General features: G+C 68.6%; 25 protein-coding genes. All 25 read right to left on the bottom strand.

The window, feature by feature from the left end; genetic code table 11:
* Window positions 1-9: 9 nt before the first annotated feature.
* Window positions 10-927 (bottom strand): ketopantoate reductase family protein, encoded by a 918-nt coding sequence (locus QM779_RS07195; protein ID WP_428533692.1) that lies wholly within the window; start codon window positions 925-927, stop codon window positions 10-12.
* Complete coding sequence (gene map, locus QM779_RS07200) at window positions 927-1,769, bottom strand: type I methionyl aminopeptidase (protein WP_428533694.1); 843 nt, start codon at window positions 1,767-1,769, stop codon at window positions 927-929. Before map ends, QM779_RS07195 begins: the two co-directional genes overlap by 1 nt.
* Window positions 1,770-1,804: 35 nt before the next feature.
* Entirely contained in the window at window positions 1,805-2,377 is a 573-nt protein-coding gene (locus tag QM779_RS07205) for an adenylate kinase (RefSeq protein WP_428533696.1), read from the bottom strand.
* Complete coding sequence (secY, locus tag QM779_RS07210; protein ID WP_428533698.1) at window positions 2,374-3,696, bottom strand: preprotein translocase subunit SecY; 1,323 nt, start codon at window positions 3,694-3,696, stop codon at window positions 2,374-2,376. Before secY ends, QM779_RS07205 begins: the two co-directional genes overlap by 4 nt.
* A gap of 320 nt (window positions 3,697-4,016) precedes the next feature.
* Entirely contained in the window at window positions 4,017-5,030 is a 1,014-nt protein-coding gene (locus tag QM779_RS07215) for a hypothetical protein (protein WP_428533700.1), read from the bottom strand.
* A gap of 175 nt (window positions 5,031-5,205) precedes the next feature.
* Window positions 5,206-5,646, bottom strand: a complete 441-nt coding sequence (rplO, locus tag QM779_RS07220) for a 50S ribosomal protein L15 (protein ID WP_428533702.1) — start codon at window positions 5,644-5,646, stop codon at window positions 5,206-5,208.
* A 1-nt stretch (window position 5,647) separates the two neighbouring features.
* On the bottom strand, window positions 5,648-5,830 hold the full coding sequence (rpmD, locus tag QM779_RS07225) for a 50S ribosomal protein L30 (protein ID WP_415154599.1): 183 nt from the start codon (window positions 5,828-5,830) through the stop codon (window positions 5,648-5,650).
* Window positions 5,827-6,450 (bottom strand): 30S ribosomal protein S5, encoded by a 624-nt coding sequence (rpsE, locus tag QM779_RS07230; protein WP_428533704.1) that lies wholly within the window; start codon window positions 6,448-6,450, stop codon window positions 5,827-5,829. The genes rpmD and rpsE overlap by 4 nt, the downstream gene beginning before the upstream one ends.
* 22 nt (window positions 6,451-6,472) lie before the next feature.
* Entirely contained in the window at window positions 6,473-6,850 is a 378-nt protein-coding gene (gene rplR, locus QM779_RS07235) for a 50S ribosomal protein L18 (RefSeq protein ID WP_428533706.1), read from the bottom strand.
* A complete protein-coding gene (rplF, locus tag QM779_RS07240) occupies window positions 6,850-7,392 on the bottom strand; it encodes a 50S ribosomal protein L6 (protein WP_428533708.1) in 543 nt (180 codons plus the stop codon). Before rplF ends, rplR begins: the two co-directional genes overlap by 1 nt.
* Before the next feature lie 18 nt (window positions 7,393-7,410).
* Complete coding sequence (gene rpsH, locus QM779_RS07245) at window positions 7,411-7,818, bottom strand: 30S ribosomal protein S8 (RefSeq protein WP_428533710.1); 408 nt, start codon at window positions 7,816-7,818, stop codon at window positions 7,411-7,413.
* 79 nt (window positions 7,819-7,897) lie between these two features.
* Window positions 7,898-8,083 (bottom strand): type Z 30S ribosomal protein S14, encoded by a 186-nt coding sequence (locus QM779_RS07250; RefSeq protein ID WP_428533712.1) that lies wholly within the window; start codon window positions 8,081-8,083, stop codon window positions 7,898-7,900.
* Between the two features lie 8 nt (window positions 8,084-8,091).
* A complete protein-coding gene (gene rplE / locus QM779_RS07255; RefSeq protein WP_428533714.1) occupies window positions 8,092-8,727 on the bottom strand; it encodes a 50S ribosomal protein L5 in 636 nt (211 codons plus the stop codon).
* Window positions 8,727-9,092 carry a 50S ribosomal protein L24 gene (gene rplX / locus QM779_RS07260; RefSeq protein ID WP_415154592.1) on the bottom strand — a complete coding sequence of 122 codons (366 nt, stop codon included), beginning with the start codon at window positions 9,090-9,092 and terminating at the stop codon, window positions 8,727-8,729. The genes rplE and rplX overlap by 1 nt, the downstream gene beginning before the upstream one ends.
* A 2-nt stretch (window positions 9,093-9,094) precedes the next feature.
* Window positions 9,095-9,463 (bottom strand): 50S ribosomal protein L14, encoded by a 369-nt coding sequence (rplN, locus tag QM779_RS07265; protein WP_098460480.1) that lies wholly within the window; start codon window positions 9,461-9,463, stop codon window positions 9,095-9,097.
* 16 nt (window positions 9,464-9,479) lie between these two features.
* Entirely contained in the window at window positions 9,480-9,764 is a 285-nt protein-coding gene (gene rpsQ / locus QM779_RS07270) for a 30S ribosomal protein S17 (protein ID WP_428533716.1), read from the bottom strand.
* Window positions 9,765-9,769: 5 nt separating this feature from the next.
* Window positions 9,770-10,000, bottom strand: coding sequence for a 50S ribosomal protein L29 (rpmC, locus tag QM779_RS07275; protein ID WP_415154590.1), 231 nt, complete (start codon window positions 9,998-10,000; stop codon window positions 9,770-9,772).
* Complete coding sequence (gene rplP / locus QM779_RS07280) at window positions 10,000-10,419, bottom strand: 50S ribosomal protein L16 (protein ID WP_415154589.1); 420 nt, start codon at window positions 10,417-10,419, stop codon at window positions 10,000-10,002. The genes rpmC and rplP overlap by 1 nt, the downstream gene beginning before the upstream one ends.
* Before the next feature lie 2 nt (window positions 10,420-10,421).
* Entirely contained in the window at window positions 10,422-11,243 is an 822-nt protein-coding gene (gene rpsC / locus QM779_RS07285) for a 30S ribosomal protein S3 (RefSeq protein WP_428533719.1), read from the bottom strand.
* A 2-nt stretch (window positions 11,244-11,245) separates the two neighbouring features.
* A complete protein-coding gene (rplV, locus tag QM779_RS07290; RefSeq protein ID WP_428533721.1) occupies window positions 11,246-11,644 on the bottom strand; it encodes a 50S ribosomal protein L22 in 399 nt (132 codons plus the stop codon).
* A 28-nt stretch (window positions 11,645-11,672) separates the two neighbouring features.
* Window positions 11,673-11,954 (bottom strand): 30S ribosomal protein S19, encoded by a 282-nt coding sequence (rpsS, locus tag QM779_RS07295; protein WP_415153272.1) that lies wholly within the window; start codon window positions 11,952-11,954, stop codon window positions 11,673-11,675.
* A gap of 20 nt (window positions 11,955-11,974) precedes the next feature.
* Entirely contained in the window at window positions 11,975-12,811 is an 837-nt protein-coding gene (rplB, locus tag QM779_RS07300) for a 50S ribosomal protein L2 (protein WP_428533723.1), read from the bottom strand.
* Window positions 12,812-12,833: 22 nt separating this feature from the next.
* Entirely contained in the window at window positions 12,834-13,142 is a 309-nt protein-coding gene (gene rplW / locus QM779_RS07305; protein ID WP_428533725.1) for a 50S ribosomal protein L23, read from the bottom strand.
* On the bottom strand, window positions 13,139-13,810 hold the full coding sequence (gene rplD, locus QM779_RS07310; RefSeq protein ID WP_428533727.1) for a 50S ribosomal protein L4: 672 nt from the start codon (window positions 13,808-13,810) through the stop codon (window positions 13,139-13,141). Before rplD ends, rplW begins: the two co-directional genes overlap by 4 nt.
* The gene (gene rplC, locus QM779_RS07315; protein ID WP_428533729.1) at window positions 13,807-14,463 is read right to left on the bottom strand and encodes a 50S ribosomal protein L3; all 657 of its coding nucleotides are present in this window, start codon (window positions 14,461-14,463) and stop codon (window positions 13,807-13,809) included. Before rplC ends, rplD begins: the two co-directional genes overlap by 4 nt.
* Window positions 14,464-14,465 lie beyond the last annotated feature (2 nt).

Below are 14,465 nucleotides of genomic sequence, written 5' to 3' on the forward strand. Positions count from 1 at the left end.
CGTCCGGCCTCACCGGGGAGGGCTCGCCGCCTCGGCGCCCTTCAGGAGCCCGTACAGGACCGTGTTCACCGGCACGGGGACGCCGAGCTCGCGGCCGAGCGTGACCACCGTGCCGCCGAAGCCGTCCACCTCCGTCGGGCGCCCCGCGAGCGCGTCCTGTGCCATCGAGGTGTAGTTGTCCGGTCCGAGGCCGTCGAGCACCGCCAGCCAGCGGACGATGTCGTGCTCGTCGAGCGCGACCCCGCGGGCGTTCGCCACGGCGATCACCTCACGCTGGGCGGCGACCATCACCTCCCGCGCGGGGTTGTCGCGATCCTGGAGCACGCGGTAGGGCGCCCGGCTCAGCGCGGAGACCTGGTTCACCCCCACGTTGATCAGCCACTTCCACCACAGCTCGCGGACCATGTCGGCGGGCACCGCGCACTCGATGCCGGCGCCGGTGAGCAGTGCTGCCACCGTGGCAACCCGGTCCGCGGCGGGTCCCGGGTTGGCCGGCTCGCCGACCAGGATCCGGCCCAGCGAGGTGAATCGGACGTCGCGACCGTCGCGCACCGCGTCGATCCCCACGCTCACGGCCAGCAGGACGGTGGCGGCGGGGAACGCCCGTGCGAGCACCTCTTCGCTGTCGATCCCGTTCAGCAGGCTCAGGATCACCGTCCGCTCGTCGACGCAGGGACGGAGCAGCGCGATCGCCTCGTCCAGCGCCGCCCGCTTGACCGCGACGACGGCCAGGTCGGCCGGACCGTCGGCGCCGGTCGAGAGCGGGAAGTCGTACGGCCTGCCGTTCACGATGGTGGGACGCTCCGCGTACCGGGCGGCACGTCCGGGGTCGACGAGGACGCGCAGGTCGCATCCCGCGTCGAGCAGCCGGCTGGCGTAGCCCGCACCGAGGGCACCGAGGCCGACGAGGACGATCCGGGGCGCCATCAGTCGCCCAGGGGTCCGAACCTCGCCCCGCGGGCGGTGAGTTCGGCCTCGCCGCCGTCCTCGGCGGTGAGCACCCACAGGCCGGTCCCGGTCAGGGCGACCGTGTGCTCCCAGTGGCTGGCGAGCGAGCCGTCCCTGGTCACCACCGTCCACTCGTCGTCGAGCGTGGCCGTGGCGGCGGAGCCCGCCGTCACCATCGGCTCGATGGCGAGGCAGACGCCCTTGGTGAGCAGCTCCCCGCGTCCCCGCCGGCCGATGTTGGGCACGTCGGGGTCCTGGTGCATGGCCGTCCCGATGCCGTGACCGGTGTACTCCGAGACGATGCCGTACCGCCGCCCGTGCGAACGGACGGACGACTCGACCGCGTGCGAGATGTCGCCGATCCGGCCGCCGATCCGGGCCGCCGCGACCCCGTCCCACATCGCCTGCCGGGTGACCTCACTGAGCGCCTCGGCCTCCGGGGACGGCGTGCCGACGGCGAACGTGATCGCGGAGTCGCCGTGCCAGCCGGCCAGGGAGACCCCGAAGTCGACGCTGACCAGGTCGCCATCGGCGAGGACGTGGTCGCCAGGGATGCCGTGGACGACCGCGGAGTTCACCGAGATGCAGGTCACCGCGGGGAACGGCGGCAGCCCGAAGCCGCCTCCGTAGCCGAGGAACGACGAGACCGCGCCGGCGCGGGCGATGCACTCACGCGCGACCGCATCGAGGTCCGCGGTGGTGATGCCCGGGCGAGCGGCCTCCTTGACCGTCTGCAGCGTGCGTCCCACCACCAGTCCGGCGGCCCGCATCTTCAGGATCTGCTCGGGGCTCTTCACCTCGATCGAGGAGCGTCGCGCCATCGTCGAACCTGCCTGGTCCCTGCGAGCCGTGCGGCTCAGGCGAGCTTCGCGTCGAGCGCGGTGGTGATCCGGCCCGCGACCTCGTCGACGGCGCCGATGCCGTCCACCTCGACCAGCAGGTCACGGCTGCGGTAGGTCGCCAGCAGCGGGTCGGTCGCCTCGGTGTAGATCTCCATGCGGTGGCGGATCGTGTCGGCGTTGTCGTCGTCGCGGCCCTCGAGCTCCGCACGCTTGAGCAACCGCCCGACGAGGACGTCGGTGTCCGCGACGAGGGAGATGACCGCGTCCAGCCCCTGCCCGGTCCGGGCGAGCTCAGCGTCGAGCGCGTCCACCTGGCCGGAGGTGCGGGGGTAGCCGTCGAGCAGCCAGCCCTGCGCCGCGTCCGCTTCGGTCAGGCGATCAGCGACGATCGCGTTGGTGATGGTGTCGGGGACGTAGCCGCCATCGGCCATGATCCGGGACACCTCCTGACCGAGGGGCGTCTGGTTCTTCACGTTGGTTCTGAAAATGTCTCCGGTCGAGATGGCCGGAATGCCGTAATGGGCGGCGATGCCCACGGCCTGGGTTCCCTTCCCCACACCGGGAGGGCCCATGATGAGAAGTCTCACCTCAGGAATCCTTCATAGTTCCGTTGCTGCAGCTGGCTCTGGATCTGCTTCACAGTGTCCAGACCGACTCCGACGATGATCAGGATCGATGTACCGCCGAAGGGGAACTTGTTGGCCGTGCCGAGGGCGACGAAGGCGATGGCCGGGATCAGCGCGATGATCGCAAGGTAGAGCGAGCCGGGCGCGGTGAGCCGGGACAGCACGTGGGCCAGGTAGCGCTCGGTGGGCTTGCCCGCACGGACGCCGGGAATGAAGCCGCCGTACTTCTTCATGTTGTCGCTGACCTCGACCGGGTCGAAGGTGATCGAGACGTAGAAGTAGGCGAACGCGATGATCAGGACGAAGAAGATCGCCTCGTACACGATGTTGCCGGTGGTGAGGTAGGTCGAGATCCAGGTGGCGACCGGGTTCGGGCTGTCGGTCGTGCCCGGCTGGAACTGGGCGTACAGGATCGGGAGGTAGAGCATCGACGAGGCGAAGATGACCGGGATGACGCCAGCCTGGTTGACCTTCATCGGGATGTAGGTCGTCGACCCGCCGAGCAGTCGGCGTCCGACCATGCGCTTGGCGTACTGGACGGGGATCCGGCGCTGCGCCTGCTCCATGAAGATGACGCCGGCCATGACGGCCAGGCCGATGATCAGCACGATGATGAAGTAGAACCAGCCCTGGGCGCCCTCGTGGCTCTCCTTGATGGCCCACAGCGAGGCGGGGAACTGGGCGGCGATCTGGGTGAAGATCATCACGGACATGCCGTTGCCGACGCCGCGGTCGGTGATCAGCTCGCCGAGCCACATGATCACGCCGGTGCCGGCGGTCATGGTCATGATCATGGTGATGATCGGGAAGATGCTCTTGTCGTAGACCAGGTCGAGCGAGCAGCCCTGGAACAGCTGGCCGTTGACGGCGAGGGTGACGTACGCGGTCGACTGCAGCACCGCGAGCACCAGGGTCAGGTACCGCGTGTACTGGGTGATCTTCTGCGTGCCGGACGCGCCCTCCTTCTTCAGCGCCTCGAGCCGCGGGATCACCACGGTGAGCAGCTGGAGGATGATGCTGGCGGTGATGTACGGCATGATGCCGAGCGCGAAGATCGCCATCTGGAGGAGCGCGCCGCCGGAGAACAGCTGGATCATCGAGTACAGGCCCGACGTGTCGCCGCTGGTGGCCTGGGCCCGGCAGGAGTCGACGTTCACGATGTTGACGTTGGGCGTCGGGATCGTCGAGCCCAGGCGGAACACCGCCAGGATCATCAGCGTGAACAGGATCTTCCTGCGCAGGTCAGGCGTCCGTAGTGCGTTCGCGAATGCGGAGAGCATGTAGAGGACCCACTCCTTACTTCGAGGCGCTGCCCGTGCAGCCCCGTCGGCGTCGGCGTCGCTGCGGCACCGCGCCCAGACAACCCGGTGAACTCTATCAAGCCGCGCGCGACTTTCCCGCATCGGCGGGAAGCCCGCCGCCGAGGCGCCACGACCAAGACCCCCTGACCCGCCTGTCCGCGGGACCGCCCCCCGCCCCTCACCCCGCGCGCGGCCCTCCCTCCCGGCCCCGTCGACCACAAACGCTCCCGAAACTCGCGGGCGCTCCCGAAATTTCGGTAGCGCGGACGAGTTTCGGGAGCGTTTGTTCCCGGGGTGGGTCAGGACGGGCGGACGGAGCCTCGGACCGCGGACGGGTTGGCCTGCGCGATCGCGGCTTCGATCCGGCGCCGGAACCCGTTCAGATCGGCGAGATCAGCCCACTTCCAGCGGACGACGACCCAGCCGAGCTCGCGCAGCCGATCCTCCCGATCCTTTTCCCGCATCACGGTTCGGGCGACCTGCTCGGGCGTACCGACATACTTCAACTGGCCATCGAACTCGCCCAGCACCCCCAGCGCCTCCCAGCCGAAGTCCGACCGGGCGAGCCAGATGCCGAACTCGTCGAAGACGTTCACCTGCAACTGCGGAACCGGCAAGCCGGCAGCGGCCATCCGGACGCGGCTGATCGACTCCCCCACGCTTTCCGCCCGGCCGTCCGCGAACGTCAGCGCCGCCCGCGCGGTCGCCACGCCACGCCGCGTCCGCGCCGCCTGCACCGTGTCCACCATCACCTCGAAGCCGGCCTCCCGATGCAGCGCCGCGTCCATGACGGCCACGGCTCGCTCGTACGCGTGGATGCAGCCGAGGTCTATCGCCGTGCGCTCGAGGCTGGTGACCGGGTATCCGTCGATCTCAGTGATCTCGACGCCCTCGATGGGCGCGAGCCGGACGTGCAGGTTGCGCCGCCGGGAGCCGTGACCGCCGGACAGCCGGAGCACCGTCACCTGGCCCAGGGTCGACTCCCAGCTCGGCAATTGGTGAAGGATGCCCGCACTGACATGGCTGAGCACCATCTCAGCTGTCATGATCGGCACGGTGCCAGCGATGAGCTGGCGGTGCCGGTCCAGTGCCGAGTGGGCTGCCTCATCCGCATACGCACCATGACGCACCCGAACCAACTCGCCCGTCCTCGCCAGGCGCACTCGGTCGGCGCTGGTCTGGCCCAGGCTCAGCAGTTGGTGGGTTCGGCTCACGGTCATGGACGACAGTTCACGACCCTCGATCATCCGTCCACAAGGTCCAGCCGGCAACGGACAACACTTCGGCGAAACGGACAACACCTGGTTGAACATCCAACTACTCCGTCCACCGCTCGCGTCCTCCGGCCAGTCGGCACAAACGCTCCCGAAACTCGCAGAAGCTCCCGAAATTTCGGGAGCTTCTGCGAGTTTCGGGAGCGTTTGTGTGGGGACAGCAGCCGGGGACGCAGCGAGGCCCCCGGCAGCGCCGGGGGCCTCGCGTCGTTCGTCAGAGCTCGGTGGCGGAGCCGCCGGCCTTCTCGATCTTGGCCTTGGCGGACGCGGAGAACGCGTGCGCGCTGACCTGCGCGGCGACGGAGATCTCCCCGTTGCCGAGCACCTTGACGAGCTGGCCGTCGCGGACGGCGCCCTTCTCCACCAGATCGGCCGGGGTCACCGCGCCGCCCTCGGGGAACAGCTCGGCGATCCGGGCCACGTTGACCACCTGGTACTCCACGCGGAACGGGTTGTTGAAGCCGCGAAGCTTCGGCAGCCGCATGTGCAGCGGCATCTGCCCGCCCTCGAAGTTCTCCGGGGTGTTCTTCCGTGCACCGGTGCCCTTGGTGCCGCGGCCGGCGGTCTTGCCCTTGGAGCCCTCACCGCGACCCACGCGGGTCTTGTCGGTCTTGGCTCCGGGTGCCGGACGCAGGTGATGAACCTTCAGTGCCATGTCACTCGACCTCCTCGACGGCGACGAGGTGCGGGATCGTCTTGACCATGCCGACGAGTTCGGGACGGTCCTCGATCACCACCACGTCACCGATGCGCTTCAGACCCAGCGAGCGCAGGGTCTCGCGCTGGTTCTGCTTGCCACCGATCCCAGACTTGATCTGGGTCACCTTCAGCCTGCTCATGCGTGCGCACCTTCCTCACGCGCCCGCAGGAGCGCCGCCGGGGTGACCTCGGCGACCGTGAGTCCGCGGCGCTTGGCCACCGACTCCGGCTCCTCCAGGCTCTGCAGGGCCGCGACCGTGGCGTGCACCACGTTGATCGCGTTGTCCGAGCCGAGCGACTTGGCGAGCACGTCGTGCACGCCCGCGCACTCCAGCACGGCCCGGGCCGAGCCGCCCGCAATCACGCCGGTACCCGGCGAGGCCGGACGCAGCATCACGACACCGGCAGCCTTCTCGCCCTGCACGGGGTGGGGAATCGTCCCCTGCACCCGCGGCACGCGGAAGAAGTGCTTCTTGGCCTCCTCGACACCCTTGGCGATCGCCGCGGGCACCTCCTTGGCCTTGCCGTAGCCGACGCCGACCGTACCCTCGCCGTCGCCCACCACGACCAGCGCGGTGAAGCTGAACCGGCGACCACCCTGGACGACCTTCGCGACGCGGTTGATCGCGACGACCCGCTCCAGGTAGTTGCTCTTCTCCTTCTCGGCGGCCTGGTCGCGGCCACGACGGTCTTCACGGCCGCCGCGACGCTGCTGATCGCCGGTACCTGCACCGCCACCGCGGCGCTGGGTTCCATTCATCGCTTGCTTACCTTTCGATCCGTCAGAATCCGAGACCGGCCTCGCGGGCGCTGTCAGCCAGCGCCGCGATCCGTCCGTGGTACTTGTTGCCCGCGCGGTCGAAGACGACGTTCTCCACGCCGGCCTTCTTCGCACGTTCGGCCACGAGCTTGCCGACAGCCTTCGCCTTCTCGGACTTGTCGCCGGACTCGGCGCGAAGCTCCAGGGACGAGGCGGACGCGAGGGTCACACCGGCGGTGTCGTCGACCACCTGGGCCGCGATGTGCCGGCTGGACCGGAACACCACCAGGCGCGGACGCTCGGTCGTGCCGGCGATCTTCTTGCGGCCCCGGGCCTGCCGACGCAGCCGCGCCGCGGCCTTGTCCGCCATGCCCCTGTTCGAGGACAGTGAGATAGCCATCACTTACCAGCCTTTCCAACCTTGCGACGAACGCGCTCGCCGGCGTAACGCACGCCCTTGCCCTTGTACGGCTCGGGCTTGCGGATCTTGCGGATGTTGGCCGCGACCTCGCCCACTGCCTGCTTGTCGATCCCGTAGACGGTGAACCGCGTGTTGCTCTCCACCGAGAACGTGATGCCCGCGGGGGCGTTCACGACGACCGGGTGGGAGAACCCGAGGTTGAACTCCAGCTGCTCGGGGCCCTTGAAGATCACCCGGTAGCCGACGCCCACGATCTCGAGCTTTTTCTCATAGCCGTCGGTGACACCGGTGACCATGTTCGCGACCAGCGTGCGGGTGAGCCCGTGCAGCGAGCGGCTCTCGCGCTCGTCGTCCGGACGGCTCACCTCCAGCTCGCCGCTGTCGTTGCGCGCAACCCTGATCGGCTCCGCGACGGTGTGCTGCAGGGAACCCTTGGGCCCCTTCACCGACACCGTCTGACCGTCGAGGTTGACCTCGACCCCGGCCGGAATGGCGATCGGGAGCCTGCCAATTCGTGACATCTGTTCAGCTCCTTCTTCTCACCAGACGTAGGCGAGGACTTCGCCGCCGACACTGCGGGAGTTGGCCTCCCGGTCGGTCAGCAGCCCCTGCGAGGTCGAAATGATCGCGATGCCCATGCCGCCGAGGACCTTGGGGAGCGCGGTGGACTTGGCGTAGACGCGCAGGCCGGGCTTCGAGATCCGGCGGACGCCGGCGATCGAACGCTCGCGGTTGGTCCCGTACTTGAGGGTGAGGGTGAGGGTCTTGCCGACCTCGCCCGCCTCGGGCTCGGCCACCTCGTAGCCGGCGATGTAGCCCTGCGCCTTCAGGATCTCGGCGATCCCCACCTTGATCTTGCTGTGCGGCATGGACGTCGACTCGTGGTACGCCTGGTTGGCGTTCCTGAGCCGGGTCAGCATGTCCGCGATCGGATCGGTCATGGTCATGACGTGTGATGCCTCTTTCTCGCCACGGTTTCCACCATCGGGTGGACCTTCAGCGGGTTGGGTTGGTTCCTGGTACTGCTCACCAGGAGGACTTGGTGACGCCGGGCAGCTCACCCTTGTGGGCGAGTTCCCGCACGCAGATCCGGCACAGGCCGAACTTGCGGTAGACGGCCTTGGGCCGGCCGCACTTGCTGCAGCGGGTGTAGGCGCGGACGGCGAACTTCGGCTTGCGAGCCTGCTTCACCTTCAGAGCGGTCTTGGCCATGAGTCAGTTCACCTCTTCTTCTTGCCCGTGAACGCCGGGCCCTTCTTCTTGGCGACCTTGGCGACCTCGTCGGCCGGGGCCTTGAACGGGAAGCCGAGCGCCTTCAGCAGCGCGCGCCCCTCGTCGTCGTTGGTGGCCGTGGTCACGAAGGTGATGTCCATGCCCCGCAGCTTGTCGATGCGGTCCTGGTCGATCTCGTGGAACATCACCTGTTCGGTCAGGCCGAAGGTGTAGTTGCCCTTGCCGTCGAACTGGCGGGCCGACAGGCCGCGGAAGTCACGGATCCGGGGCAGCGCCAGGGTGAGCAGCCGGTCGGCGAACTCCCACATCCGGTCACCGCGCAGGGTCACGTGGCAGCCGATCGGCATGCCCTCGCGCAGCTTGAACTGCGCGATCGACTTGCGGGCCTTCGTCACGGTCGGCTTCTGGCCGGTGATCGCGGTGAGGTCGCGCACGGCGGCGTCGATCACCTTCGAGTCACGGGCCGCCTCGCCGACGCCCATGTTCACCACGATCTTCACCAGACCGGGGATCTGCATGACGTTGTCGTAGGAGAACTCCTTGTTGAGCGCCGGGGCGATCTCGGAGCGGTACTTCTCCTTCAGCCGCGGCAGGCTCTTCGTCTCGGTCGCAGTGGCGGCCATCAGATTTCCTTCCCGGTCTTGCGGGCGACCCGGACGCTGCGCTCGGCCGAGTACTCGGTCCCGTCCGCGCGACGCTTGGTCACCTCCTGGCGCTCGTACCCGACCCGGGTCACCACGTCCTTGCCGTCGACCTTCACGACCAACTGCACGTTGGACGCGTCGATCGGGGCCTCGGTGGTGATGATCCCGGCAGCGTTGTTCTGCCTGGTCTGGTTGTTCTGGGTCTCGCGCTTGTGCTTCTTCACGAGGTTCACGCCCTGGACGATCACCCGGCCGGCCTGCGGGTCGACGGAGATGATCTCCCCGATGCGGCCCTTGTCCTTCCCGGCGATGACCTTGACGCGGTCACCCTTCTTCACATGCATGCTCACAACACCTCCGGCGCGAGCGAGATGATTCGCATGTACTTCTTCTCGCGCAGCTCACGGCCGACCGGACCGAAGATGCGGGTGCCGCGGGGCTCCCCGTCGTTCTTCAGGATCACGGCGGCGTTCTCGTCGAACTTGATGTAGGAGCCGTCGGGACGACGGGTCTCCTTCACCGTGCGGACGACGACCGCCTTCACGACCTCGCCCTTCTTCACGTTGCCACCGGGGATGGCGTCCTTGACCGTGGCGACGATCTTGTCGCCCAGGCCGGCGTAGCGACGCTTGGAGCCACCCAGCACGCGGATGCAGAGGAGTTCCTTCGCACCGGTGTTGTCGGCGACCTTGAGTCGCGTCTCCTGCTGGATCATTGTCAGTCTCTCCTGGTCACTTGGCCTTTTCGAGGACCTCGACCAGACGCCACCGCTTGGTCGCGGACGTCGGCCGGGTCTCCATCACCCGAACACGGTCACCGACGCCGGCCTCGTTGGCCTCGTCGTGCGCCTTGAGCTTCTCTGACTTCGTCATGACCTTGCCGTACAGCGGGTGCTTGACGCGCTGCTCGATCTTGACCACGACCGTCTTGTCCATCTTGTCGGACACGACGATGCCCTCGCGCACCTTGCGGGCGCCGCCTCGGCTCTCGCTCTCGGTGTTCACAGTCTCGCTCATCTGACTCACTTGTCCTCATCCGGGTCGGGCACGATGCCCAGGTTGCGCTCCTGGATCACGGTGTAGATCCGGGCGATGTCCTTGCGGGCCTCGCGCAGCCGCCCGTGGGACTCCAGCTGGCCGGTCGCAGCGGCGAAGCGGAGCCCGAACAGCTCCTCCTTCAGCTCGACCACCTTGGCGTTGAGCTCCTCACGGGAAAGCCCGCGCAGCTCGTTGGCCGTCACTGTGTTGGCCATCAGATGTCACCTACTTCCCGCTTGATGAAGCGAGCCTTGAACGGCAGCTTGTGGATGGCGAGGCGCATGGCCTCGCGGGCCACCGGCTCGTCCACACCGGAGAGCTCGAAGAGCACGCGACCCGGCTTGATGTTGGCGATCCACCACTCGGGCGAACCCTTGCCGGAACCCATCCGGGACTCCGCGGGGTGCTTGGTCATCGGACGGTCCGGGTAGACGTTGATCCAGACCTTGCCGCCACGCTTGATGTGACGGGTCATGGCGATACGGGCGCTCTCGATCTGACGGTTCGTCAGGTACGAGGACTCCAGGGCCTGGATGCCGTAGTCACCGAAGGCGAGCTTGGTGCCACCCTTGGCCATACCGGTCCGCTTGGGGTGGTGCTGCTTGCGGTGCTTGACGCGACGTGGGATCAGCATGCTCAGGCTCCTGCGTTGCTCTCGACGGCCTCGGGCGCAGCGGCACCCTCGGCAACGGAATCGGCGCGACGGCGTCCGCCACGCTCCGGACGATCGCCACGGCCGGCGCCTGCGCCATCACGACGCGGGCCACGGGCCGGACGGCGCTGACCGCCGGCTGCCTGCCGGGCGGCCTTCTGGGCAGCGCGCTCGGCGCGGTTGCCGGAGACGTCACCCTTGTAGATCCACACCTTCACGCCGATCCGGCCGAAGGTGGTGCGCGCCTCGTAGAAGCCGTAGTCGATGTCCGCCCGGAGGGTGTGCAGCGGCACGCGACCCTCGCGGTAGAACTCCGAGCGGCTCATCTCGGCGCCGCCGAGACGACCGGAGCACTGGATCCGGATGCCGAGGGCGCCGGCGCGCATCGCGCTCTGCTGCGCCTTGCGCATCGCGCGGCGGAAGGCCACGCGGGCGCCGAGCTGCTCAGCGATGCCCTGGGCGACGAGCTGCGCATCGGTCTCGGGGTTCTTCACCTCGAGGATGTTCAGCTGCACCTGCTTGCCGGTGAGCTTCTCCAGCTCGGCGCGGACACGCTCCGCCTCGGCCCCGTTGCGGCCGATGACGATGCCCGGACGCGCGGCGTACAGGAAGATCGTCACCCGCTCGCTGCGGCGCTCGATCTCCACGGAGGAGATGCCGGCCCGCTCGAGGGTCTTGGCGAGGTAGCGCCGGACCTTCACGTCCTCCGCCACCAGGTCGGAGTAGTTCTTGTCCGCGTACCAGCGCGTCTTGTGGTCGGTGGTGATCCCGAGGCGGAAGCCGTTGGGGTTGATCTTCTGGCCCATGCTCAGGCTCCCTTCTCTGCCTTGGGTTCGACGACGACGGTGATGTGGCTCGCGCGCTTCAGGATCCGGCTGGCCGAACCCTTCGCCCGCGGGCGGATGCGACGCAGGGTCATGCCCTCGTCGACGAACGCCTGGGAGACGTACAGCTCGTCGGCGCGCAGGCCCTCGGTGTTCTCCGCGTTGGCCGTCGCGGACGCGACCACCTTGTACACGGGCTCGGAGGCCGCCTGCGGGGCGAACTTGAGCACGTCGAGGGCGTCGGTGACGGGCAGGCCGCGGACCAGGTCCACGACGCGGCGCACCTTCATCGGGCTCATCCGGACGTGACGCGCGATCGCGTACGAGCCAGGACGATCCCCGAGCAGGGCGGCGCGACGGGTGGGTCGCTCTTTGTTGCTCATCTGAGTATCAGTTCCTCTTCTCGCTGCCTCAGCGGCGGCGCGACTTCTTGTCTTCCTTGATGTGCCCGCGGTAGGTGCGGGTCGGGGCGAACTCGCCCAGCTTGTGGCCGATCATGGCCTCGGACACGAACACCGGCACGTGCTTGCGGCCGTCGTGCACCGCGATCGTGTGGCCGATCATGTCCGGGGTGATCATGGAGCGCCGGGACCAGGTCTTGATGACCTGCTTGGTGCCCTTCTCGTTCTGGGCATCGACCTTCTTGACCAGGTGGTCGTCGACGAAGGGGCCCTTCTTCAGGCTGCGTGGCATTGGTTACCTCACCTGTCCTATCAGCGCTTCTTGCCGGACTTGCGGCGGCGGATGATCAGGCGAGAACTCGCCTTGTTCTTGTCCCGGGTGCGGCCCTCGGGCTTACCCCACGGGCTGACCGGGTGACGGCCGCCGGAGGTCTTGCCCTCGCCACCGCCGTGCGGGTGGTCGATCGGGTTCATCGCGACACCGCGGACGGTCGGGCGGACGCCCTTCCAGCGGTTGCGGCCCGCCTTGCCCCAGTTGATGTTCGACTGCTCGGCGTTGCCGACCTCGCCGACCGTGGCGCGGCAGCGCACGTCGACCAGGCGCATCTCACCGGACGGGAGCCGCAGCGTGGCCATCTTGCCCTCGCGGGCGACCAGCTGGATCTTCGCGCCGGCCGAGCGGCCGAGCTTGGCTCCGCCACCGGGGCGCATCTCGACGGCGTGCACCGTGGTGCCGACCGGGATGTTGCGCAGCGGCAGGTTGTTGCCGGGCTTGATGTCCGCGCCCTCGCCGGCCTCGACCGTCGCGCCCTGGTTCAGGCCGTTCGGGGCGATGATGTAGCGCTTCTCGCCATCGGCGTAGTGCAGCAGCGCGATCCGGGCGGTGCGGTTCGGGTCGTACTCGATGTGCGCGACCTTGGCCGGAACCCCGTCCTTGTCGTAGCGCTTGAAGTCGATCAGCCGGTAGGCCTGCTTGTGGCCGCCACCGATGTGCCGGGTCGTGATCCGGCCGGAGTTGTTGCGGCCACCGGTCTTCGGCTTGGACGTGACCAGCGACTTCTCCGGCGTGGAGCGAGTCAGTTCGACGAAGTCGGCCACGCTCGAGCCACGACGGCCCGGGGTGGTCGGCTTGTACTTACGGATACCCATGAGTTCGTATTCCTATCTCGGCTCAGGCCAGCGGCCCGGAGAAGATGTCGATGCGCTGGCCCTCGGCCACACTCACCACGGCGCGCTTGGTGTCGGGGCGCTTGCCCCAGCCGGCCCGGGTGCGCTTGCGCTTGCCCTGGCGGTTGCTGGTGTTCACGCCGGTCACCGTGACGCCGAAGACGGCCTCGACCGCGATCTTGATCTCGGTCTTGTTCGCGCTCGGGGAGACGAGGAACGTGTACTTGTTCTCGTCCAGCAGCCCGTAGCTCTTCTCGCTGACCACGGGGGCCAGGAGGATGTCGCGGTGGTCGCGGATCTTCAGGTCGCTCACTTGGCAGCCTCCTCGTTCTCGGCGGCCACGACGGTGACCTTGCCCTTGACCGGCCCGGCCACGAAGCTGGCGAGCGCGGCGGTGGTGAACACCACGTCGTCGGCCACCAGCACGTCGTAGGCGTTCAGCTGGTCGACGGCGATCGCGTGGACGGTCGCGACGTTGCGCAGGCTCAGCCACGCCACGTCCTCGTCCCGGTCGAGCACGACCAGGAGCTTGCTGCCGCCGATCTCGGCGAGCGCCTTCAGGGCGGCCTTCGTGGACGGGGTCTCGCCGGTGACGATGCCCTCGACCACGTGGATGCGTCCCTCGCGGGCCCGGTCGGACAGCGCACCGCGCAGGGCGGCGGCGATCATCTTCTTGGGCGTCCGCTGGGCGTAGCTGCGCGGCTGCGGGCCGTGCACGACGCCACCGCCGGTCCACTGCGGGGCGCGGCGCGAACCCTGGCGGGCGCGGCCGGTGCCCTTCTGGCGCCACGGCTTGGCGCCACCGCCGGAGACGTCGCCCCGGGTCTTGGTGGCGTGCGTGCCCTGGCGGGCAGCGGCCTGCTGGGCCACCACGACCTGGTGGATCAGCGGCACGTTGGTCTGGACGTCGAACAGCTCGCCCGGCAGCTCGGCCTTGGCCGACTTCGTGCCGAGCACGTTCACGGTGCGGGTCTCGCTCATGCCTGAGCTCCCTTCTTGGCCGCCGTGCGCAGCACGACGAGGGCACCCTTGGGGCCGGGCACGGAGCCCTTGACCAGGATCAGCCCGCGCTCTGCGTCGACGGCGTGGATGGTGAGGTTCTGCACGGTCACCTTCTCGACACCCATCCGGCCGGCCATCCGGGTGCCCTTGAAGACGTGGCCCGGGGTGGCGCAGGCGCCGATGGAGCCCGGCGAACGGTGCTTGCGGTGCACGCCGTGGGTGGCGCGCAGGCCGCCGAAGCCGTGGCGCTTCATGACGCCCGCGGTGCCCTTGCCCTTGGTGACGCCGGTCACGTCGACGATCTCCGCCTGGGCGAAGGTCTCGGCGGTCAGCTCCTGGCCGAGGGTGTAGGTGCTCGCGTCCGCGGTGCGCAGCTCGACGAGGTGCTTGCGGGGCGTGACCCCTGCCCTCTCGAAGTGGCCGGCGGCCGGCTTGGTGACGCTCTTGGCCTTGACCGCACCGAAGCCCAGCTGGACGGCGGAGTAGCCGTCGACGTCGGGCGTGCGGACCTGGGTCACCACGCAGGGACCGGCCTGGATCACGGTCACGGGGACGACACGGTTGTTCTCGTCCCAGACCTGGGTCATGCCGAGCTTGGTGCCCAGCAGGCCCTTCACGTTGGTTTCGCTCATCT

Source organism: Propionicimonas sp., assembly GCF_049840635.1.
Taxonomy (GTDB): Bacteria; Actinomycetota; Actinomycetes; order Propionibacteriales; family Propionibacteriaceae; genus Propionicimonas.